The following is an 18,991-nucleotide window of genomic DNA, read 5'->3' on the forward strand; positions in this document are numbered from 1 at the left end:
GTTACAGGCGGTCACGATCAGGGGGCGGCGGCGCCGCGGGGCAATCCGTACCACCGCCTGCCTGCACGTAACGGATACCTGGTGCCCGCTGAGGCGATTGCCAGACACCCGCCCGGACGCCGAACAGGGCTGAGGGAACACCTCCGGGGGAGGGACGAGCCGGCGGTGGCACTCAGTTACCCTCGGCCTCGGCGGGCTGTTGGGCCCAGGCGGAGGCGATCGTCTCCGGGGTGGTGGAGCGGGGCAGACCTGTCAGGTCCTGCAGCTGGGTCGGTCGGTACGGGGTCGGGCCGTGCCACTCCAGGAGCATCACGGTGGCATCGTCGTCGAGGCGGCCGCGGTGATACGCCAGGTGGTGCCCGATCAGCCGGCGCAGGGTTTCGGGGACGGGGAGGCCGTCGGCGTGGTGGCGGATGAGGAAGTCGGTCAGGCCGTCCAGGCCGAACTCCTGCCCTCCCCGGTTACGCGCCTCCGTGATGCCGTCGGTGTAGAGCACCAGACGGTCCCCGGGTTCCAGCTGGTCGCTGCGCAGGGTGCCGGGCAGGTCCAGGCCGGTCCCCAGGGGAGGTGCGGGCGGGCAGGACAGGTGCACGACGGTGCGGTTGCCGCGGATGACGACCGGGGGGTGGTGGCCGTAGTTCGTCCAGGTCAGCACTCCGGTGGTCAGGTGGAGGTCGGCCAGGATGCTCGTGGCGTAGCGGCTGCCCGCGAACTGCTCGGTGAGGGTCGCACCGACGCCTTCGGCCGTTTCGAGAAGACCGGCACCCTGGCGACGGTGGTTACGGGCCGCGGCGAGGGCGAGGTTCGCGGTCAAGCCGGCGGCGGTGTCGTGCCCCATGGCGTCGAAGACCGACAGATGCACGGTCTCCCCGGTCAAGGCGTAGTCGAAGGCATCTCCGCTCACCTGGTAGGCCGGTTCCATGACCGCGCTGATCAGGAGACGGTCGGTGGCGAAGGTCCGCGGCGGCATCAGCTGCCATTCCATCTCCGCGGCGACCCGCATCTTCCGGCGGCGGACCAACCGGGAGTACGAATCGCTCGTTTCCCGCTTGCTCTCCAGGAGGAGGGCCACGAGCCCGGCGAGCCTGTTCAGATCCTCGTCCGCCTCGACCTGCGCGCCCGGCACACCGACCCGTAGCACACCCAGACGCTCCGCGCCGTCCAGCAGCGGGACCCACCACTGACCCTTGGCGGAAGCCGAGGCCGGAAACACCCTTCCCAGCTGGAAGGCTCGTCCCGCCACCGTCCCGTCGACGGACAACTCAGCCGGGACGTCGGCACCACCGGGGCCGATGTCGACGTTGCCGGCCAGTAGGCACAGCCGCTCCTGTTGCAGATCGGCCAGATAGATCCGCACCTGAGGCCAGCCCGCCCCGGCAGCGTGCGACGCCACCGTCCCGGGCAGCTGCTCCAGAGTCATCAGATGACTCGCAGCGATCAGGTCGCCCAGCAAGTGTGCACGCGCCGCTTCCACGCTGTTCATCAACGAACACCCTAGGTCCGCGAAAGGAGGACATGTCCCTACGACACCGGATGCGGGGGAAATGCCGCCGAGCCCGTCGGAACCGTGGTGTCCCGGCGCCGGGTCAGGGTGAGGTCCGCTGGTCGTCGCTGTCCTGGCGGAGCCGGTCGGTGTGGCGGGTGACCGTGTCGACGCGGGCGGCCAGGTCGGGGTGGCCGGCCGACAGGTGCCGACGGGTGTCCGTGAGCGGAGCGATGAGGTTGACCGCTTCGTTGTCGGCGAGGGCGGCGGAGAGCCGGGCGGTCGAGGTGCCGGGGAGGTCGGCAAGGGCGGTGATCTGGCCGGCGAGCTGCCGCAGGTCGGCGGCATTCTCCCGAGCCCACGTGGTGACGGTGCGGTCGGCGGCGCGGTGGTTGCGGGTGGCTTGCACACGTTGTTCGCCGGTGGTGCCGGGAGCTCCGGGGCGTACGCGCAAGTAGCGGCGCTCGGCTGCCTGGCGGCTGGCGACCCCGAGGGGATGGGCGAGGTCGGCCCAGCTCGTGCCCGCGGCGCGGGCCGCTTCGATCAGTCCCGGCTCCCATTCGGCCAGTTGGTCGCGGAGTTCGCGCAGAAGAAGCAGGGCGGCCACAGCCTGCTCGGAGTTCGCCTGCCCGCCCTCTGCCAGGTGCGGCCCTGGTCTCCGAGCGGCCCGGACGGCCTCGTCGATGGTGTTCAGCGCCGCTGCGGCCGCGGCGAAGGAGGCCGGCTCGCCGCCCGAGGGGGAGGGGTTCATGAAAGCTCCTTACGGCCGTCATCCGAACAGTGACATTGGAAGTTGTCATCCATTGGACGACATGCTACAACGGTGTCAGACGAAGCGCATTGGCAGTTTCTGCCTGACCAGTGGAGGTGTTTTCGCAATGTTGATGCGCACTGACCCGTTCCGCGAACTCGACCGTCTCGCCCAGCAGCTCACGGGCGTTTCCGGCACCTGGTCCAAGCCGTCGGCGATGCCGATGGACGCGTATCGCGAGGGCGAGGAGTACGTGATCGCCCTCGACCTGCCCGGCGTCGCAAAGGACGCGATCGATATCGACGTCGAACGGAACATGCTCACCGTCAAGGCTGAGCGCCGTCCCGTCGCGACCGGCGAGGACGTACAGGTGGAGCTCTCCGAGCGGCCGCTGGGTGTCTTCTCCCGCCAGCTGGTCCTGGCTGACACGCTGGACACGGAGCGCATCAGGGCCGACTACGACGCAGGGGTGCTGACCCTGCGGATCCCGATCGCCGAGCGGGCCAAGCCCCGCAAGATCGCCATCGGCGGAGAACCCGATCACAGGCAGCTCGGCACCTGAACCACCCGTGCTCACCCGCCCGCAGGACAGCTGAACGCGGGAGGCGCTTCACCGCAGGCCCCTCCTCGGTGCTCGGCACCCCGTGTGGCGGGTGAGCCTCAGGCCAAGCCTGTCGTCGGCCACCCGACGTCGCTGAGCAGCTACCCAACCGCAGCGCGGCTGCCGGCCCCTGCCCGGTCGCAGCGGCAGCCGCCCCGTCGAGAAAGGCATTCCACCGATGCGCTCCCTGCGTGAACCGTCCCGTGCCACCGCGGGCGTGACGTTCGATCAGATGTTGGAACGGATCAGGTACGAGGGTGCGTATCCCACGCGCGAACGAGCCGAGGCCGTCACCCACGCCGTGCTGTCCGGACTCGGCCGGCAGCTGACCGGGGCCGAACGTGCCGATCTCGCCGCCCGCCTGCCCGCCGAGGCCGCCCTCCCCCTCACCGCGCAGATCTCTGACCCCGACCCGCTCACCGGCTGGGGATTCGTCAAGGACCTCGCGGCTCGCACAGGCGGAACCCCCGCCACCGCGCGGTGGGACGCCGGAGCCGTCCTCGCCACGGTCGGCCATCTCGCCGGTTCCGGTCTCCTCGATCGCGTCCTCGCCCGGCTCCCCTCCGGATACGCACTGCTGTTCGGGCGGGCAGAGCTCATCCAGGCCGCGTGAACGGCTTCGGCGAGAGACGGTCGAGGGCAGGGAAGCTCTTGCGCACGGCCACAGTCCGTGCGCCGCGACGGGGCGAAGGCCGCCAGGTCGCGACAAGGGCCCCCGCCAACAGCAGTTCGGCGATGTCGCCGCCGTAGTACATGATCTCCGCACCACCCCGCACCTGGCTGACGGGTGCGCGCACGTCGATCAGGAACCCTCCGTACATCAGCTGGGAGATCGGCGCGTGCGCCGCGACGGCGACGCCGAGCGCCACCAGGCGGGCCGGCACGCCCGGTCGGCCAGGGGCAGGGTCCGGGCCGGCGATGGCGTGGGCGAACAGGCACCCGGACAACAGGAAATGGGCGAGCACCAGCCGGTGCGGGCCCGGTGCGTCCATCGTCGCGTTGTAGACGGGCGTGGAATAAAGGACCGCGAGAGTGCCGGTGCTCAGCACCAGGGCGGGGACCGGGTGAGTCACCAGGCGCACCGGCCGGCTGTGCAGGAGACCGGTCAGTCTCCGGGCCCGCCTGGCGGGCAGCGTCCGCAGCAGGAGGGTCACCGGCGCTCCGAGGACCAGGGCGAGCGGCGCGTACATGCCGATGAGCAGGTGCTGCACCATGTGCCCGCGGAAGTCCTGGTGGGCGAACGTGGACACGGGCGGGAGCAGAGCCGCGGCGAGCAGGGCGCATCCGGTCAGGAAGCCGGCCGACCGCCACCGGCACCACCTCCGTACGGGATTGCGTCCGTGCGCCCGGTGAACGAGGAGGAGATAGGCGCCGGCGAGCAGAAGCACAGCGGTGAGGGGCGGAAGAACCTCCCACACCTCACTGCTGCCACCGCGGCCATGGCCATGCGTGCGGTGCGCGTCGCCGCCCATCAGGCGCTCTGCCCGGAACCCTCGGGAGGCGCGTGTGTGCCTGGGTCGAAGGGCTTGCCGCCGCGCCGCACGAGATGGCCGGCGACGAGGAGGATGACGCCCAGGAGCAGAAAGCCCATGTCCCACCAGATCCGGTGAGGGCCGCCGTGGACGTGATGGATGCCGAGGATCTGGTGGTCCAGGAGGCCCTCGACGATGTTGAACAGGCCCCACCCCGCGAGGACCCAGCCCCACAGCACACGTGAGGTCCACACCCGGCGCCGGTTGTGGGTCACGCGGCTGTAGAGGATGCCCAGGCCGAGCAGGACCGCCAGCCAGCAGATCGCGTGGAAGACGCCGTCCCACACGGTGTTCATCTCCAGCCCCGACACCGTGTTCGGTGAGTAGTACTTCACCCCGATCCGGTCGTCGTTCGTACCGGTCAGCATGTGGTGCCACTGGAGCAGTTGATGCAGCAGAATGCCGTCGACGAACCCGCCCAGCCCCACGCCCAGCACGATCCCCGGCAACCGGATGCTCCTGGGCGCGATGCCCGGTGGCGTCTCACGTGTACGGGTGGCCATGATCGGTCTCCTCCGCGTCAGGGAGCCCGTCCTCAGGCCTTGGACCTACCGGCCCTGCCGGCCGGCCTCTTCGCGGCCGCCTTGCGGGCAGGGGACGCGGCCTTGGCGGCCTGCTGCTCGGTCGTGGTACCGGCGGTGGAGAGAGAGCCGCCGGTGCTCTCCAGGTGAGCCCGGACGAACCACTGGAACTGCTCCAGGGAACGGAGATGCTCGATGAGAAGGTCCTCGGTGACCGCATCGATCGAACCGGCCTTGGACGCCGCCGCCCGGTGGTCCTTGATGACGCCGGTGTAGACGAGGTCCAGGGCGCCGAGGTGCGCGAGGGTGTCGGCGCGGCCGATGCTGTAGTCCTCCCAGGTGCGCCCGGCCACCAGGGCGCCGGGGGTGCCCTGCGGTTCACCGCCGAGCGCGGAGATGCGCTCCGCCGTGCCGTCGGCCATGGCCCTCACGGCGGCTGTCTGTGGGTCGAGCATCTCGTGGACGGCGATGAAGTGAGGACCCACCACGTTCCAGTGGATGTGCTTCAGGGTGAGCGCCAGATCGTTGAGGGCGTGCAGGCGCGTGCTCAGCAGTGAGATGAGCTGCTTGCCCTCCTTGGTGGTGAGGCCGGGGACGGTGTAGCCAGGGGTGGAAACTGCCATGACTTCTCCCTCTATGGTGATTTACGCATTTCCCTCTGCCCTCTCCTGGGGGATCCCTAACAGAGGGGCGGTGGTCCGCGCCGCAAAGCACCTGCGGGGGTGACGCCCGTCTGCCCACTTGCCTGGTCACTGCTCCGGGTCCGGGAGACGCTGTCGCCAAGTCCACGGGTGTGTTACCCGAATGCGTCGCCCACGAGCCTTAATGTGAAGGGGATTTCCCCTCTCCTTGCGTCGGAGGCAAGTGTGTTCAACGGGACAGTGCAGGCATTCAGTAGTGAAAAAGGCTATGGCTATATTCTGCCCAGTGCGGGTGGACCGGAGATCATCGTCCATTTCTCCGCCATCATGGAAGGCACGTGCACGGAGCTCGCGGCGGGTCAGTCCGTCTGCTTCGACGTCGTCCAGGGGCAGCGCGGACCTCAGGCCGAGCGAGTACAGATCCGGTAGCCGTGGTGTCCGCGGGATTCAGATGCCGCTCATCAGCCGGACTTCCACGCGAGCGCCGACAACCCGCGTCTCGAAGGCCGGCTGGGGTGCGGTCGCGGGCCCGCCCACGTTCCAGCCGTCGGCCAGCCGGAAGACACTGCCGTGCCAAGGGCACCGCACACAGCCGTCGCTGACAGTGCCCTCGGACAGCGGGCCTCCCATGTGACTGCACGCATCGGCGAGGACGTGCACCTCGTCGCCGCTCTCGCGGACGACCACGACGGGCACTCCGTCGACATGGCGCCGGACCGGCCGGCCGACCTCGAAGTCGGACACGGCGCCGACTTCGTGCCACCCGGCGCCCACCGTGTTCGAGACCGATTCCGCGTGGTTGGCCCCCGACGCCTGGCGGTACGCCAAGTGGCCGCCGAGCGCGCTGCCGACCCCGACCACGGACAGTCCCGCGAGCCCGAGGGCCTTCCCCAAGCCGGAGCGCCCCCGCAGGCGAGCGACCAGCGACCCGCCGTACAGAACCACGGCCGTGCCGTTCACCGCCGCGTGGACGAGTCCCACACGCTTCTGCCGAGGCCCCTGCTCAGCCCAGTCGACCCAGCCCGTGAGGGCCGCCGGCGCGGCGGCCGCGATCCCGACGCCGATCAGGACACCCGCCGCGCGTCGCTGCCCGGGGAGGCAGTCGAGCACCGCTGCGGAGAACCAGGTGCCGATCGGCACCTCCACCAGTACCGGGTGGACGGGGTGGCCCAGCCAGCGTCCGTGCAGCACGTCCCGCCAGGCGCCCAGGGGAAGTGCCCGGACGCGGTTGCTCACCAGCTCGACCGCCGAGTCGAGCGCGGAGGCGCGTTCCAGCCGGTCCATGCCCCGGAGGACGCGGCCGGGGCCGAGCGGCGACGGCAGCATGCGGCGCACCGCCCGGAGCGCGGTGCCACCGGTACGACCGCGGTCATCGATTCCTGAAGTCTCGTCCATACAAGGCGGGTAACCGCTCACCGACGCCGAAAACGGTCTTGCCGCTATGTCCCTCCGAAGGGGGAGACTGTGTGGAGGCCACACGTCCCGCGTCAGTGTTCGGCGGACTCGACGGCGTCCCTGATGCCGTGCAGGGCTTCCTGGAGGCCGTCGTCGATCTGTCGTCCCTCGGCGCTCTCGGTGTGGAGCTCGACCGTGAGCTTCGACGTGTCCGCGCCGTCGCCGGGCACGACGTGGAGACGGCCGCGATAGTCGTGAGGGCCGGGTGCGCCCCATTCGAGACTCCTGCCGTCTTCGATCACACGGATCCAGGCCTCGCTGGTGACGTCCTGCTCAGGGGCGTCAGGCGGGTCGATGTGGGCGGTGACGGTGACCTGGTCACCGCCGTGCGGGCGGACGGAAGTCAACCGCGGCAGATAGGCGGGCAGGTTCTGCACGTCGGCGAGGTAGGAGAACAGCCGCTCCGGCGGCACTGTCACTGTGATCGTCTTGTCGTAGTCGCCCATGCCTCTCGCTCTGCCCGCCCCGGTCTCCCGCCGAAACGCAGCCCGGCCCGTGTCGCTCGCGTGGCGCAGCGACCCGCGCCGCTCCCGGGCGGCCGGGCGGTCCCCGCCCGTGCGTGCGGCAGCATGAGCAGGATGAACTCTCGTACGCAGCCGGATCGGACGCCCGACGGCCGGTACATCGTGGTGAACGGCCGGCGGTGGCGGGCGACGGACCCGGAGATTCCCGAGGAGGTCGCCGCCGGTCTGCGCCGTCACCTCATGGCGGCCCGGCGTGCGGTGGCCGCCGCGCGCCGGAACGAGGACTCGGCGGCCGAGGCCGCGGCGCGAAGCCGGGTGCACACGGCGAAGGTGGCGCTCGGTGAACGCGGCACGCCGTGGTGGGAACAGCCCGTCACCGAGCGGCGCCGGCGCTGGGAAGCCGGGGCCGCCGAACTCGATGCCGACGGGACGGAGGAGGCACCTTAGACGCCGGGGCGGGCGGGGTACGAAGGGCGCGGCGGGACGGCCGCCGAAGGCGCACGCTGTGCGAGCTCTACTCGTCCCAGGGGATCTCCGTCGACGCGAGGTAGGTGAGCCCGCGCTGCTGCCAGAGACGCGCGTGGCGGGCGACCCGGACGCGGTGGTCGTCCCAGCGGGGTGCCCTTCCGGCCCACGCTGCTGCCGCGACGGACGGAAGGCGCGGCAGCAGCAGGACGGTGACGTCGTCGAGCCCTTCGACCGACTCGCTGAAGACGGTCGCCTCGACGCCGGCGACGTGGTCGTCGGGGATCGCGTGGGAGGCGGGGTCCCAGGCGGCCGTGTGCTGGACGCCGAGGGGCCGGTAGGCGGGGAATCCGACACGTGCCGCGGTCGAGGCCTGGGCGGACGGGACGACCTCGGGGGCGTACGCGCGGTCCAGGTAGAGGTGGGACTGCGGGGACAGGAGTACGCGGCCGCCGCCTTCGAGGATGCGGGAGAGGTCGTGGTCGCTGGGGGCGAAGAACCGCTTGAGCGCCGCGATCAGCTCGGGGGTGTGGCCCGCCGCGAGAAGTTCGGGGCGGCCGGCGAGCTCCTCCGGGGTGTCGGGCAGGTCCATCATCGGCACGTCCACCCAGAACTGCGCGATGTCGTCCGGGCCGATGCCGGCGCGTGAGGACTCCTGCCAGGCCAGTGGGCGCTTCCCCGACTCCCGTACGAGCGAGCGCAGTTCACGGATCGCGTGCGCGAAGCTGTCCGGGGTCGCCCCGACCGCCTCGTCGCCGCCGACGTGCACGAACGGGCCGTCGGTCAGCCGGCACACGTCGGCGAGCACCGAAGCCACGGCCTCACGGGTGCCCGGGTCCGCGAGGTCGAGCGGTGGGACGTACGGGAAGCGCCCTTTCAGGCCCTCGGGCGCCGGGGCGTCCGGAAGGCCGGGCAGTGCCTCGCGCAGGGTGGCGCAGTGGCCGGGCAGGTCGATCTCGGGGACGACCGTCACGAAGCGTTCGGCGGCGTACTGCTGGAGGGCGTCGTAGTCCTCGGCCGTGTAGAAGTCGCGCGGGGTGCCGTCCGGCCCGGCGGCGGTGAGTTCCGGGGTGCCGGGGATCTCGAGGCGCCAGCCCTCGTTGTCCGTGAGGTGCAGGTGCAGCACGTTGAGCTTGTAGAGCGCCGCCAGATCGATGACGCGGCGCACCTCTGCGGGTGTGAGGTGGTGGCGTGCCGGGTCGATCAGGAGGCCGCGCCAGGCGAAGCGGGGAGAGTCGCGCAGTTCCTGGCAGGGGATGGGGCCGGTGGAGGTGGCGATGAGCTGGAGGGCGGTGGCCGCGGCCCGGAACACTCCGGTGGGGGTGGCCGCCAGGCAGGTGATGCCGGACCCGGTGACCGTGAGGCGGTAGGACTCGTCGACGGGTTCGGCGGCTCCGCAGGGGGCGACGCCCACCGTCCGGCCGTGCGGCCCGGGTGTCTCGTCGAGGGCGAGCGTCAGGGTGGCCGCCGCGGTGTCCGCGCGGTCACCCAGGTGGGGTTCGAGCAGCGTCCGGACGGTCCCTGCCATCGCGGTCAGGCGGTCGTCCGCCGCGTGGATCCGCCACGGCCCCGTGGCGTGCGGACCCGGGCCGGGGGCGGCCGCGTCCTGCCGCTCGGGCTGGGGAATGACGGCGTTCATGGTCTCCTCCACCGGCTGCTCTCTGCGGATGTGCGGACTGGGATCCCGCGGTGGGGCGCTGAGGTCGTTGCCTCTTCCTGCAGGCCAGGTGCGCCTGTACGCTAACACGAAAACCGATCAATGAACGCTTTTCACGGGGCGGGGGCCGGCTCACGCGGTCCTCCGCCCCGCTGCGGAAGGAGCTCCCCTATGACGCCCCCGACCGGGCCAGGACTCGCACTCCCGGATGGCTTCCTGCTGGGCGCCTCCACCTCCGCCCACCAGGTCGAGGGGAACAACGTCTCCAGCGACTGGTGGGCCATCGAGAACCGGCCCGGCACCTTCGTCGCGGAGCGCAGCGGAGACGCGGCCGACAGCTTCCACCGCTGGCCCGAGGACATGGACCTGCTCAGCGAACTCGGCTTCAACGCCTACCGGTTCAGCATCGAGTGGGCCCGTGTCGAGCCCGAGCGCGGACAGGTGTCGCGGGCCGCCGTCGCGCACTACCGCGCCATGGTGCGCGGAGCACTGGAGCGCGGGCTGACACCGGTGGTGACCCTGCACCACTTCACCTCCCCGCGGTGGTTCAGCGCCCTCGGCGGCTGGGCCTCGCCCGACTCGGCGGACCTCTTCGCCTCGTACGCGCGCGTCGCCACGGAGATCCTCCTGCCGGGCGTGCGGCACGTCGCCACCATCAACGAACCGAACATGATCGCGCTGATGCACACGCTGATCCGCGGGGCCGGGCTCGCGTCGGGAGACAGCACCGGACGGGCGGCGGACGGTGAGCGGACCGGTGCCGCGCTCGACCCCGGTTCCGCGGAGCCGGACGCCTCCGTCGCGCAGGCGCTGATCCGCGCCCACCGGGCCGCCACCGCCGTCCTGAAGGCCGCCGACCCGACGCTCCAGGTGGGGTGGACGGTCGCCAACCAGGCCTACCGAGCCGAACCCGGCGCGGAGGAGGCCATGGCGGCGTACGCCCGGCCACGGGAGGACGTCTATCTGGAGGCCGCCCGCGAGGACGACTGGATCGGAGTCCAGGCCTACACCCGCCACCGGGTCGGGAAGGACGGCCCGCTGCCCGTCCCGCCGGGTGCTCCCACCACACTCACCGGCTGGGAGGTCTACCCCGAGGCGCTGGGGGAGGCCGTACGGCACACCGCGGACGTCGTCGGCCCGCGCGTCCCGGTCCTGGTCACGGAGAACGGCATCGCCACGGCCGACGACGAGCAGCGCATCGCGTACACCACGGGGGCCCTGGCGAGCCTGGCCTCGGCCATGCGCGACGGGATCGACGTCCGCGGCTATCTGCACTGGAGCGCCCTGGACAACTACGAATGGGGCTCCTACCGGCCGACGTTCGGGCTGATCGCGGTCGACCCGCGGACCTTCGCGCGTACGCCCAAGCCGTCCGCCGGATGGCTCGGCTCGCTCGCCCGGGCCGGCCGCATCCCGGACGGACCTGACGGACCCGGCGCGCCCGACGGACTCCCGGCGACCGGGCCCGCCCGTGTCCGCGGCGCCGGTTAGGCTGCTGGGCATGGCGAAACGGGGCCCGTACGAAAAGGGCGAGGCGAAGCGCACCGAGATCCTGCAGGCGGCTCTGGAGATCTTCGCCACCGAGGGATACCGGGGCACCTCGCTGCGCAAGGTGGCCGCGAAGTGCAGCCTCAGCCTGCCCGGCCTGATGCACTACTTCAGCTCCAAGGAGGATCTGCTCACGCAGGTCCTCCGGATGCGCGACGAGACCGCCCGGGCGCGGCAGGACGAGCGCACCAGCCCGGAGAGCTACCGCGAGATCATCCGGGAGGGGGCGAAGACCCCGGGCCTGGTGGAGCTGTTCGTCTCCATGGCGGCAGCGGCCGGCGACCCCGGGCACCCGGCGCACGCGCACTTCGCGGAGCGTTATCCGGTCCTGCGTGAGCGTGTCGCCGGCTATGTCCAGGCGCGGATGGACGAGGGGCGGATGACCACGGAGATCCCCGCCGACCGGCTGGCGGTGCTGCTGCTCGCGGTGGCCGACGGCATCCAGCTCCAGTGGCTCATCGACCGTACGACGGACATGGAGCAGCCGATCGACGACATCATGCGGTTGCTCGCGCTCGACGCGGAGGGCTGAGAGGAGCGTGGGCACCGGCGATGGCCGCCGGTACCCACGCTCCTCCTCGCGGAGGCCTGTGACGGTGTCAGGCCGGGGCGGGGAGCCCCGCGGCTTCCATGACAGCCGTCGTCCACGGCACCCACCGCGGGTCGGGGCCGGCCGACGGCTCCCAGGTCATCGCCGTGCAGACGTAACCGACCGCGAGTCCGCTCTCCGGGTGGGCCATGCCGAGGCGGCCGCCCGCGCCGGCGTGCCCGAAGGAGCCGGTGCCCAGCAGGGGCTCGCCGGGGCGAGGCAGTTCGAAGCCGAGCCCGAAGCGGGAGCGGTCGGGGCCGTCGAACCGGTGCAGCGGCGCGGGCTGCGGCAGATGGTCGGTGTGCGGGGTGCGCGCCAGGTCCAGGGCGCGGGGTGACAGCAGCCGTATGCCGTCGACGCGGCCGATGAGCGCGGCGTACAGCCGGGAGAGGGATCGGGCGTTCCCGATGCCGCCGGCGGCCGGTATCCCGGCGGCCCGCCCCTCCCTTCGGCCCAACGCATCGATCACACCGGCCACTTCGGCCGCCGAGGCCCGCAACGAGGTGCCGAGCGGGTGGTCCGGCGCCAGGCCGAACCCTCCGACAGCCGCCGCGATCCGCTCGGCTGTGGGCGGCGGGCCGGCGGACTGAGGTACGAACCGGTGCTCCTCCCGCTGCGGCAGGCCGATCCACAGATCCAGGCCCAGCGGCCCGGCCACCTCGTCGGCGAACAGCCGGCCGATGCTCCGTCCCGACACCCTGCGGACGACCTCGCCGACCAGATGCCCGTAGGTCAGCGCGTGGTAGAGGAACGCCGACCCCGGTTGCCATACGGGCCGCATCGCCGCGAGCGCGCGTGTCCGCGCTCCGCCGTCGAGCAGGCCGGGCAGCGGTGTCCCCCCGGGGTCGGCTGTGAACGCGGGGAGGCCCGCCCGGTGGGCGAGCAGGTCGGCGACCGTGGTCTCCCCCTTGCCCGAGGCGGCGAACTCCGGCCAGGAGCGGGCCACCGGTGCGTCCAGGTCCAGGAAGCCGCGCTCGCTGAGGAGGTGGGCGCAGACGGCGACCAGGGCTTTGGAGACCGACATCAGGACGCAGACGGAGTCCGGGCCGAACGGCCGGGGTCCAGGGGCTCCTGTGCCCGGGCCCCCGGCGGCCGGGCTCCCTGCGCCCGGGACCTCCGTGCCCGGGCCCCCGGCGCCTGTGACCGCCGCACCCGTGGACCACAGGTCCACGACCAGCCGGCCGTGGTGGTGCACGGCCAGCTGGGCGTGACCGGGATCCCGCGCCTGGCCCTGTGCGAAGGCCTCCCGCACCGCCTCCCAGCCCGGCCGCACGCTTCCGGCCACCGTCGGGTGCCCTGTCATCTCACCCGTCCCCGGCGGGCGTGCCGGCTGCGGCCAAGGCCGTCAGCTCCGCCACCCCTTCGGGCCCCACGGGGCTCTGCGGGAACTCGGCGACCACCTCCAGGGGCATACCGGCGAGGAACCGCGCCATCGTCGGGTTCTCCATGGCGCCGGCGGCTGCTCCCGCCGCGGCCCGGGCGGCCATGAACCTCTCCATCAACAGCGGACCACCGACCGGGTGGTTCAGCCATTCCGCGATCGTGCTGCGGCCGCTCAGTGCGACGCCCGACGGATCACCCTCCACGCTGATCACGGCCGACCCGCGGATGTCCCGGGAGGACGCGCCGGCCTCGATGCCGTAGTCGCCGCCCTCGACCCGCCAGCCGGCCTCGCGTGCGCTGTAGTAGGCGAGTTCACCGCGCGGAATCCCGACGGCGACCTCACGGCTCTCACCGGGGGCCAGGGTCACGGACACGAAGCCGCGCAGCTCCCTCGGGGGGCGGGCGACCGTGGACCCGGCCGGTCCGCTGCTGTAGATCTGGACCACTTCGCGTCCGGGGCGCCGGCCCGTGTTGGTGACGGTGACGCTCGCGGAGAAGGCGTCACCGTCCCGCTCGACCCGCAGGCCGGAGTACGTGAAGGACGTGTACGAGAGGCCGTGCCCGAAGGGGAAGGCGACCTCGCGTGCCGCGGCGTCGTAGCCCCGGTATCCGACGAAGACGCCTTCGCCGTAGCGGACATGCCCTTCCTCCCCCGGGAAGGAGAGATGGCTCGGTGAGTCCTCGAGGCACAGCGGGACGGTCTCGGCCAGCTTGCCCGACGGGTTGACGGCGCCGAAGAGCACCCGGGCCAGGGCGCCACCGCCCGCCTGTCCCAGCAGCCAGCCCTCGACCAGGGCGGGGACGGTGTCGTGCCAGGGAGCGGTGCGCACCACGCCGCCGTTGGAGAGCACGGTCACCACACGCGGGTTAGCCGCGACCAGGCGTTCCAGCAGCAGGAGTTGCTCCTCCGGCAGGTCGATGTGACCGCGGTCGAACCCTTCGGACTCGTCGGCGGCCGACAGGCCCAGGAAGACGACGACGGTGTCGCAGGCAGCCGCCAGGCGCACGGCCTCGTCAGCCAGGGCCCCGGCCGTATCCGCCGCCTCGCCGCCGGGGGCCGGACAGCCGGGGGCGAAGTCCACGCGGGCACCGTCGGCAAGTTCGCGCAGCTTGTCCAGGGGCGTGTCGAGCCGGGTCGGGGTGACCTGGGAGCTGCCCGCGCCCTGGTAGCGCGGCGTGCGTGCCGGCTCGCCGATGACCGCGACGCTGCCGCTCGACGGGTCGAGCGGCAGGACGTGCCGCTCGTTCTTGAGGAGGACGACGCACCGGTCGGCGGCCTCCCCGGCGAGACGGTGGTGCTCGTCGGCCGACATCCGGGGGCCGGGGCGCCCGCCCTCGCCCGCCCGCCGGGCGAAGAGGGCCAGCCGCTCCACGGAGGTGTCCAGCACCGACTCGTCGAGCTCTCCCGCCGTCACCGCCGCGACGACCTCGGCGTCTGTGCGGCCGTGCGTGCCCGGCATCTGGAGGTCGAGCCCGGCGCGGAGTGCGGCGACCCGGTCGCGTACGGCCCCCCAGTCGGACATGACGACGCCGTCGAAGCCCCACTCGGTACGCAGGATGCCGGTGAGCAGCCGGGAGTTCTCGGAGAGGAGCGTGCCGTTCACCGCGTTGTAGGAGCACATGACGGACCAGGGGCGGTCGCGGCGGACGATGCGTTCGAAGGCCCGCAGATAGATCTCGCGCAGCGGGCGCTCGTCGATGTCCGCGCTGACGCGCATGCGGTCGGTCTCCTGGTTGTTCGCCGCGTAGTGCTTGAGTGCGGCGCCGACGCCCGACTCCTGGAGCCCCCGGACCATCGCACCGCCCATCTCGGCAGTCAGCAGCGGGTCCTCGGAGAAGTACTCGAAGTTCCGCCCGCACAGCGGGGACCGCTTGATGTTGATGCCGGGCCCGAGCAGGACACGGATCCCGTGCGAGGCCGCCTCGTCTGCGAGTGCACCCGCCACGCGGTGGGCGAGCTCCGGGTCCCAGCTGCTGCCCAGCGCCACGGCCGGCGGATAGCAGGTGGCCGGGGCAGCACTGTGCAGATCGATCTGGCCCCCGTCGCCGCTCTCCTTCGGGAGCCGCAGCCCGTGCGGACCGTCGGACATGGTGACGGCGGAGATGCCCGCCTCCGGCGCGGCCGTCGTGACGAAGTCACCGGCGCCACTGGTCAGGGACGCCTTCTCGGTGAGGGAGAGCCGCGGAGCGGCCGGTTCCGTGGCCGGGGGAGGAGGGGGCTGCTGGGTCATGCGGCACCTAACGGGTCGGGGCGGGAGGAGCGGCTGGGCGGCGGCCGGCCGGGCGGTGCCCGGTCCCGGGCGATCTGAAAACCGTAAATTGATCGGTTTTAGACGTCAAGGGGGCGCGTCGCACGTCAGTCGTGCGGCGGGCATGCGGTGCGCGGGTTCCCGCGCGACCCCTTGACGGTTAGAAACCGTTCAACGTACGGTTTTCGCGCTCGAGCCGCGCCGCTCCGGGACAGTGCAGTGCACAGCGTCCTGAGGCCGCGCCTCCTTTCCCTGAACGAAACGAGGAACGGTCATGCCCCCTGCCGGTCAGCCCTCTTCACGGGCCGGACTCTCCGCCCGCTCCCGCCGGGCGGTGCGCGTCCCGCTCGCCGCCGTCACCGTCATGGCCGCGCTGGCCGCCTCCGCGGGAGCCGCCTCCGCCGGCCCCGCGGAACGCCCGGGCGTGAGCGGGAAGGAGGCCGTCCGGTACGTCGCGCTCGGCGACTCCTTCAGCTCCGGACCGGGCGTACCCGACCAGACCGACGCGACCTGCGGCCGCTCGTCCAGGAACTACCCGTCCCTCGTCGCGGCGGAGCTCGGCGCCGCCTCGTTCACCGACGCCACCTGCGCCGGGGCCGACACGAGCCATATGACGAACCCGCAGGAGACGGCGCCTCCCCAGCTCGACGCCCTGCGGCCCGACACGACCCTCGTCACCCTCGGCATCGGCGGCAACGACCTCGACCTGGCCGGCATCCTCACGCGCTGCGTCATCCTCGGCCAACTGGCCCCGTACGGCGCTCCCTGCAAGAGCAGCTACACGCTGCTCGGCACCGACGAGATCGGCTCCCGCATCGCCACCACGGCCCCGAAGGTCGCCGCGGTGCTCGCGGAGATCCACGGCAGGTCACCGAACGCCAGGGTGCTGGTGGTGGGATACCCCGCGATCTTCCCCGACGACGGGACGGCCTGTCGCCCGACGGTGTCCCTCGCGACCGGCGACTTCCCCTGGATCAGGGACAAGGAGAAGCAGCTCAACTCGATGCTCGCGCAGCAGGCGGGGGAGCGGCGGGGCGTGTACGTCGACGCGTACGCCCCCTCCGTCGGGCACGACGCGTGCAAGCCGGCCGGCGTCCGCTGGATCGAGCCCGGGGACACGGCGGAGGCGGCCGGGTTCCATCCCAACGCCGCCGGGCACAGAAGCACGGCCGATGCCGCACTCGCGACGCTCACGCGCTGACGGGGGCGTCCCTCCCCGCACCGTCGTCGGGGTCGAGCCCGAGCCGGGCCAGGAACGCGCGTACCAGCGCCTCCATCGGCACGGCCTCGGGCTCCAGCAGCCACTGTGTCTGGAGGCCGTCCATCAGGGCGAGCAACTGGACGGCCACCACGCCGGGTTCCACGTCGGGGGGCGAAGCGCTCTCGGCCTGCAGGGCCCCGACGAGTCCGGTCAGCTCCGCCCTGACGACGCGGTAGCGCTCCCTGAAGTAGTGATGCGCGGGATGGCCCGGGTCGGTCGCCTCGGCGGACAGCTTCGTGTAGAGCGCGACCATGCCGTGTGTCCGGCTGTTGCGCACCACCAGGTCGACCAGGCCGCGCAGCCGGTCGGACGCCTGCGCCGGTGTCCCCGGCCGGACGATGTCGGGGAAGACGGTCTGCGCGTCCGTACGGTCCCGCTGCGCCAGCACCTCCAGGAGCATGGCCTCCTTGCCCGGGAAGTGGTGGAGCAGCCCTGCGTGGGTCATCCCGGCGTGCGCGGCGATGTCGCGCAGCGAGACCGCGTTGAAGCCGGTTCGGGAGAAGAGCTCCGTCGCCGAGTCGAGGATGCGGGCGCGGGTGCGCTCGCCCTTCGTCAGGCGTTGCGGGACATCCTCGGGTCGGTCACTCAACTCGGCGGCCTCCTGCCGTCGTGGGGCAGCCGTCCGCCCTGCCGCTCGCAGGGCCGGCCTCGAGGGCGGTCCACCGCGACTGTCCTGACCTGCGGGTTCGTCATGCTCACCCGGAATTTACCAGGCGAGCGAACTCGTGCCGTAAAAACCTACCAACTGGTTAATTCCGTGTGTAGGCTCACCGCCACTCTCACCCGGGACGTCCTTCCCCGGCCCTCCAGACGGAGCGAATCCATGAGCAGAACCACTCGGAGCGGGGCTCTCGCCGCCGCCCTGGCGATGTCCCTCGCCCTCGCGGGATGCGCGGGCTCGGCCACCAAGAGCTCCGGCGACTCGCAGCTGGACATCGCCACGCTGACCTTCCCTCAGAGCCTGGACCCGGCGCACGCCGTGGGCAGCGCGCTGCCGTTCTTCCAGGCCGCCTACGACACCCTGGTCAAGCGGGAGCCGAACGGTGACTTCAGCCCGATGCTCGCCACGGAGTGGACGTACAACGAGGACGCCACCGAGCTCGCCCTCACCCTGCGCGAGGACGTGAAGTTCGCCGACGGCACGGCCTTCGACGCGGCCGCCGTCAAGGCGAACATGGAGCACTTCAAGAAGGGCGGCGGGGCCGACGCGAAGTGGCTGAACGGTCTGGAGGCCGTCGAGGTCGTGGACCCCACGCATGTGACGCTCGAGCTCGAGCAGGCCGACCCGGCCATGCTCTTCTACCTGAGTGACGCGGCGGGTCTGATGGCGAACCCCGCGAAGTTCGCGAAGGCCGACAGCCTCAAGACCACCCCTGACGGCACGGGCCCCTACCGCCTCGTCAAGGCGAGGACGACCATCGGGACCAAGTGGGTCTACGAGCGGAACAAGGACTACTGGGGCGAGAAGGCACCCTACGAGAACCTCGCGATCAGCTTCTTCGACAACGAGACGGCGATCGTCAACGGCATCAGGACCGGCCAGGTCGACGCGGCCCTCCTGCAGAGCGCCGACCAGCAGATCAGCATCGAGTCCGACCCCCGGGTGAAGACGACGAAGCAGGAATTCGACTTCCAGGGGCTGCTGCTGTTCGACCGCGCCGGCGCGCTGACCCCCGCCCTCAAGGACCCCCGGGTCCGTCAGGCGCTCAACCTCGCGATCGACCGCGACACGATGCTCTCCACCATCCGGCAGAAGCGGGGCAAGGTCACGGCCCAGGTCTTCGGCCCCGACACCCAGGGCTACGACCCGAAGCTGGACACCCACTGGTCCCACGACCCGGCGAAGGCCAAGAGCCTGCTGAAGGCCGCCGGTTACGCCAAGGGCTTCGAGCTGAAGCTTCCCCGGATCTCCGCGATCGTCAACGACGCCCTGGCCGCGTCGCTCGTGACCGACCTCAAGGCCATCGGCATCACGCTGGTCTGGGACGACCTCGACGGCAGCTCGGCCGTCCAGAAGGTGTTCACCGACCGCGCCTACTCCGGCATGGTCATGAACATCGGGCAGTCCTCGTCCGACTGGGTCGTCGTCAACGAGCTGGTGACTCCCGGTGCCTTCAACATGTTCGGCACCACCGACGCCACCGTGCAGAAGCTGATACCGCGGATCCGGACCGGCACCGGCGCGGAGGCGAAGCAGGCGGCGACGGCGCTCAACACGCACCTCGTCGAGGAGGGCTGGTTCGTGCCCTTCTACCGGATGACCTACCTGCACGTCTCGGACGGCACGGTGAAGATCACCCCGCAGTCCGGCATGGCCGTTCCGTCGATCTACAACTACGCCCCCGCCTCATGACGCCCCGCCGGGGGCCGTCCCCGAGGCGGGACCGCCCC

19 protein-coding genes are annotated in these 18,991 nt (G+C 71.7%); 8 read left to right on the top strand and 11 right to left on the bottom strand.

Features of this window, described 5'->3' with window-relative positions; all coding sequences use genetic code 11:
• Positions 1-172 precede the first annotated feature (172 nt).
• Both ACIQM3_RS28595 and ACIQM3_RS28600 read right to left on the bottom strand, forming a co-directional pair.
• Entirely contained in the window at positions 173-1,483 is a 1,311-nt protein-coding gene (locus ACIQM3_RS28595) for a PP2C family protein-serine/threonine phosphatase (RefSeq protein WP_401629152.1), read from the bottom strand.
• A 103-nt stretch (positions 1,484-1,586) separates the two neighbouring features.
• Entirely contained in the window at positions 1,587-2,234 is a 648-nt protein-coding gene (locus tag ACIQM3_RS28600; protein ID WP_401629154.1) for a type III effector protein, read from the bottom strand.
• Between the two features lie 127 nt (positions 2,235-2,361).
• Here ACIQM3_RS28600 and ACIQM3_RS28605 point away from each other — a divergent pair, with 127 nt between their 5' ends.
• Both ACIQM3_RS28605 and ACIQM3_RS28610 read left to right on the top strand, forming a co-directional pair.
• Positions 2,362-2,796 (top strand): Hsp20/alpha crystallin family protein, encoded by a 435-nt coding sequence (locus ACIQM3_RS28605; protein WP_401629157.1) that lies wholly within the window; start codon positions 2,362-2,364, stop codon positions 2,794-2,796.
• 217 nt (positions 2,797-3,013) lie between these two features.
• Positions 3,014-3,448 (top strand): DUF2267 domain-containing protein, encoded by a 435-nt coding sequence (locus tag ACIQM3_RS28610; RefSeq protein ID WP_401629160.1) that lies wholly within the window; start codon positions 3,014-3,016, stop codon positions 3,446-3,448.
• Here ACIQM3_RS28610 and ACIQM3_RS28615 read toward each other — a convergent pair.
• The 3 genes from ACIQM3_RS28615 to ACIQM3_RS28625 are packed head-to-tail and all read right to left on the bottom strand — an operon-like array spanning position 3,432 to position 5,511.
• The gene (locus ACIQM3_RS28615; protein ID WP_401629163.1) at positions 3,432-4,307 is read right to left on the bottom strand and encodes a cytochrome c oxidase assembly protein; all 876 of its coding nucleotides are present in this window, start codon (positions 4,305-4,307) and stop codon (positions 3,432-3,434) included. The two genes, ACIQM3_RS28610 and ACIQM3_RS28615, sit on opposite strands and share 17 nt — an antisense overlap.
• Positions 4,307-4,870, bottom strand: a complete 564-nt coding sequence (locus ACIQM3_RS28620; RefSeq protein WP_401629166.1) for a DUF2243 domain-containing protein — start codon at positions 4,868-4,870, stop codon at positions 4,307-4,309. Before ACIQM3_RS28620 ends, ACIQM3_RS28615 begins: the two co-directional genes overlap by 1 nt.
• A 32-nt stretch (positions 4,871-4,902) precedes the next feature.
• Complete coding sequence (locus ACIQM3_RS28625) at positions 4,903-5,511, bottom strand: Dps family protein (protein ID WP_401629168.1); 609 nt, start codon at positions 5,509-5,511, stop codon at positions 4,903-4,905.
• Positions 5,512-5,769: 258 nt separating this feature from the next.
• Between ACIQM3_RS28625 and ACIQM3_RS28630 the strand changes: the two genes are divergently transcribed.
• The gene (locus ACIQM3_RS28630) at positions 5,770-5,958 is read left to right on the top strand and encodes a cold-shock protein (protein ID WP_393763039.1); all 189 of its coding nucleotides are present in this window, start codon (positions 5,770-5,772) and stop codon (positions 5,956-5,958) included.
• Positions 5,959-5,976: 18 nt separating this feature from the next.
• On the opposite strand, the gene ACIQM3_RS28635 is transcribed toward ACIQM3_RS28630, so the two are convergent.
• Together ACIQM3_RS28635 and ACIQM3_RS28640 are read right to left on the bottom strand one after the other, a co-directional pair.
• Positions 5,977-6,855: a Rieske 2Fe-2S domain-containing protein gene (locus tag ACIQM3_RS28635; RefSeq protein WP_401629792.1), complete on the bottom strand. Its 879-nt coding sequence runs from the start codon at positions 6,853-6,855 to the stop codon at positions 5,977-5,979.
• Between the two features lie 161 nt (positions 6,856-7,016).
• Positions 7,017-7,430 carry an SRPBCC family protein gene (locus ACIQM3_RS28640; protein WP_401629170.1) on the bottom strand — a complete coding sequence of 138 codons (414 nt, stop codon included), beginning with the start codon at positions 7,428-7,430 and terminating at the stop codon, positions 7,017-7,019.
• Positions 7,431-7,562: 132 nt separating this feature from the next.
• On the opposite strand from ACIQM3_RS28640, the gene ACIQM3_RS28645 reads away from it, so the two are divergent.
• Positions 7,563-7,895, top strand: a complete 333-nt coding sequence (locus tag ACIQM3_RS28645) for a hypothetical protein (protein WP_401629173.1) — start codon at positions 7,563-7,565, stop codon at positions 7,893-7,895.
• Positions 7,896-7,962: 67 nt separating this feature from the next.
• Here ACIQM3_RS28645 and ACIQM3_RS28650 read toward each other — a convergent pair whose 3' ends face one another.
• Complete coding sequence (locus ACIQM3_RS28650) at positions 7,963-9,552, bottom strand: family 20 glycosylhydrolase (RefSeq protein ID WP_401629175.1); 1,590 nt, start codon at positions 9,550-9,552, stop codon at positions 7,963-7,965.
• Between the two features lie 189 nt (positions 9,553-9,741).
• Here ACIQM3_RS28650 and ACIQM3_RS28655 point away from each other — a divergent pair, with 189 nt between their 5' ends.
• Together ACIQM3_RS28655 and ACIQM3_RS28660 are read left to right on the top strand one after the other, a co-directional pair.
• Positions 9,742-11,061 (top strand): glycoside hydrolase family 1 protein, encoded by a 1,320-nt coding sequence (locus ACIQM3_RS28655; RefSeq protein WP_401629177.1) that lies wholly within the window; start codon positions 9,742-9,744, stop codon positions 11,059-11,061.
• A 10-nt stretch (positions 11,062-11,071) separates the two neighbouring features.
• Positions 11,072-11,650, top strand: a complete 579-nt coding sequence (locus ACIQM3_RS28660; protein WP_401629180.1) for a TetR/AcrR family transcriptional regulator — start codon at positions 11,072-11,074, stop codon at positions 11,648-11,650.
• Between the two features lie 67 nt (positions 11,651-11,717).
• On the opposite strand, the gene ACIQM3_RS28665 is transcribed toward ACIQM3_RS28660, so the two are convergent.
• Together ACIQM3_RS28665 and ACIQM3_RS28670 are read right to left on the bottom strand one after the other, a co-directional pair.
• A complete protein-coding gene (locus tag ACIQM3_RS28665; RefSeq protein WP_401629182.1) occupies positions 11,718-13,010 on the bottom strand; it encodes a serine hydrolase domain-containing protein in 1,293 nt (430 codons plus the stop codon).
• A gap of 1 nt (position 13,011) precedes the next feature.
• Positions 13,012-15,321: a glycoside hydrolase family 3 C-terminal domain-containing protein gene (locus ACIQM3_RS28670; protein ID WP_401629185.1), complete on the bottom strand. Its 2,310-nt coding sequence runs from the start codon at positions 15,319-15,321 to the stop codon at positions 13,012-13,014.
• 292 nt (positions 15,322-15,613) lie between these two features.
• Between ACIQM3_RS28670 and ACIQM3_RS28675 the strand changes: the two genes are divergently transcribed.
• A complete protein-coding gene (locus ACIQM3_RS28675; RefSeq protein WP_401629188.1) occupies positions 15,614-16,540 on the top strand; it encodes an SGNH/GDSL hydrolase family protein in 927 nt (308 codons plus the stop codon).
• Here the strand turns inward: ACIQM3_RS28675 and ACIQM3_RS28680 are convergent.
• Positions 16,530-17,189: a TetR/AcrR family transcriptional regulator gene (locus ACIQM3_RS28680; RefSeq protein ID WP_401629191.1), complete on the bottom strand. Its 660-nt coding sequence runs from the start codon at positions 17,187-17,189 to the stop codon at positions 16,530-16,532. The two genes, ACIQM3_RS28675 and ACIQM3_RS28680, sit on opposite strands and share 11 nt — an antisense overlap.
• Positions 17,190-17,423: 234 nt before the next feature.
• Between ACIQM3_RS28680 and ACIQM3_RS28685 the strand changes: the two genes are divergently transcribed.
• A complete protein-coding gene (locus ACIQM3_RS28685; protein WP_401629193.1) occupies positions 17,424-18,953 on the top strand; it encodes an ABC transporter substrate-binding protein in 1,530 nt (509 codons plus the stop codon).
• Positions 18,954-18,991 lie beyond the last annotated feature (38 nt).

Origin of the sequence: Streptomyces sp. NPDC091271, assembly GCF_044757505.1 — a bacterium.
Lineage (GTDB): Bacteria > Actinomycetota > Actinomycetes > Streptomycetales > Streptomycetaceae > Streptomyces.

What these genes read in the sequence shown, in the direction of transcription:
- ACIQM3_RS28595 (WP_401629152.1), bottom strand. Translation starts at nt 1,483, where the DNA reads ATGAACAGCGTGGAAGCGGCGCGTGCACACTTGCTGGGCGACCTGATC.
- ACIQM3_RS28600 (WP_401629154.1), bottom strand. Translation starts at nt 2,234, where the DNA reads ATGAACCCCTCCCCCTCGGGCGGCGAGCCGGCCTCCTTCGCCGCGGCC.
- ACIQM3_RS28605 (WP_401629157.1), top strand. Translation starts at nt 2,362, where the DNA reads ATGTTGATGCGCACTGACCCGTTCCGCGAACTCGACCGTCTCGCCCAG.
- ACIQM3_RS28610 (WP_401629160.1), top strand. Translation starts at nt 3,014, where the DNA reads ATGCGCTCCCTGCGTGAACCGTCCCGTGCCACCGCGGGCGTGACGTTC.
- ACIQM3_RS28615 (WP_401629163.1), bottom strand. Translation starts at nt 4,307, where the DNA reads ATGGGCGGCGACGCGCACCGCACGCATGGCCATGGCCGCGGTGGCAGC.
- ACIQM3_RS28620 (WP_401629166.1), bottom strand. Translation starts at nt 4,870, where the DNA reads ATGGCCACCCGTACACGTGAGACGCCACCGGGCATCGCGCCCAGGAGC.
- ACIQM3_RS28625 (WP_401629168.1), bottom strand. Translation starts at nt 5,511, where the DNA reads ATGGCAGTTTCCACCCCTGGCTACACCGTCCCCGGCCTCACCACCAAG.
- ACIQM3_RS28635 (WP_401629792.1), bottom strand. Translation starts at nt 6,855, where the DNA reads ATGCTGCCGTCGCCGCTCGGCCCCGGCCGCGTCCTCCGGGGCATGGAC.
- ACIQM3_RS28640 (WP_401629170.1), bottom strand. Translation starts at nt 7,430, where the DNA reads ATGGGCGACTACGACAAGACGATCACAGTGACAGTGCCGCCGGAGCGG.
- ACIQM3_RS28645 (WP_401629173.1), top strand. Translation starts at nt 7,563, where the DNA reads ATGAACTCTCGTACGCAGCCGGATCGGACGCCCGACGGCCGGTACATC.
- ACIQM3_RS28650 (WP_401629175.1), bottom strand. Translation starts at nt 9,552, where the DNA reads ATGAACGCCGTCATTCCCCAGCCCGAGCGGCAGGACGCGGCCGCCCCC.
- ACIQM3_RS28655 (WP_401629177.1), top strand. Translation starts at nt 9,742, where the DNA reads ATGACGCCCCCGACCGGGCCAGGACTCGCACTCCCGGATGGCTTCCTG.
- ACIQM3_RS28660 (WP_401629180.1), top strand. Translation starts at nt 11,072, where the DNA reads ATGGCGAAACGGGGCCCGTACGAAAAGGGCGAGGCGAAGCGCACCGAG.
- ACIQM3_RS28665 (WP_401629182.1), bottom strand. Translation starts at nt 13,010, where the DNA reads ATGACAGGGCACCCGACGGTGGCCGGAAGCGTGCGGCCGGGCTGGGAG.
- ACIQM3_RS28670 (WP_401629185.1), bottom strand. Translation starts at nt 15,321, where the DNA reads ATGACCCAGCAGCCCCCTCCTCCCCCGGCCACGGAACCGGCCGCTCCG.
- ACIQM3_RS28675 (WP_401629188.1), top strand. Translation starts at nt 15,614, where the DNA reads ATGCCCCCTGCCGGTCAGCCCTCTTCACGGGCCGGACTCTCCGCCCGC.
- ACIQM3_RS28685 (WP_401629193.1), top strand. Translation starts at nt 17,424, where the DNA reads ATGAGCAGAACCACTCGGAGCGGGGCTCTCGCCGCCGCCCTGGCGATG.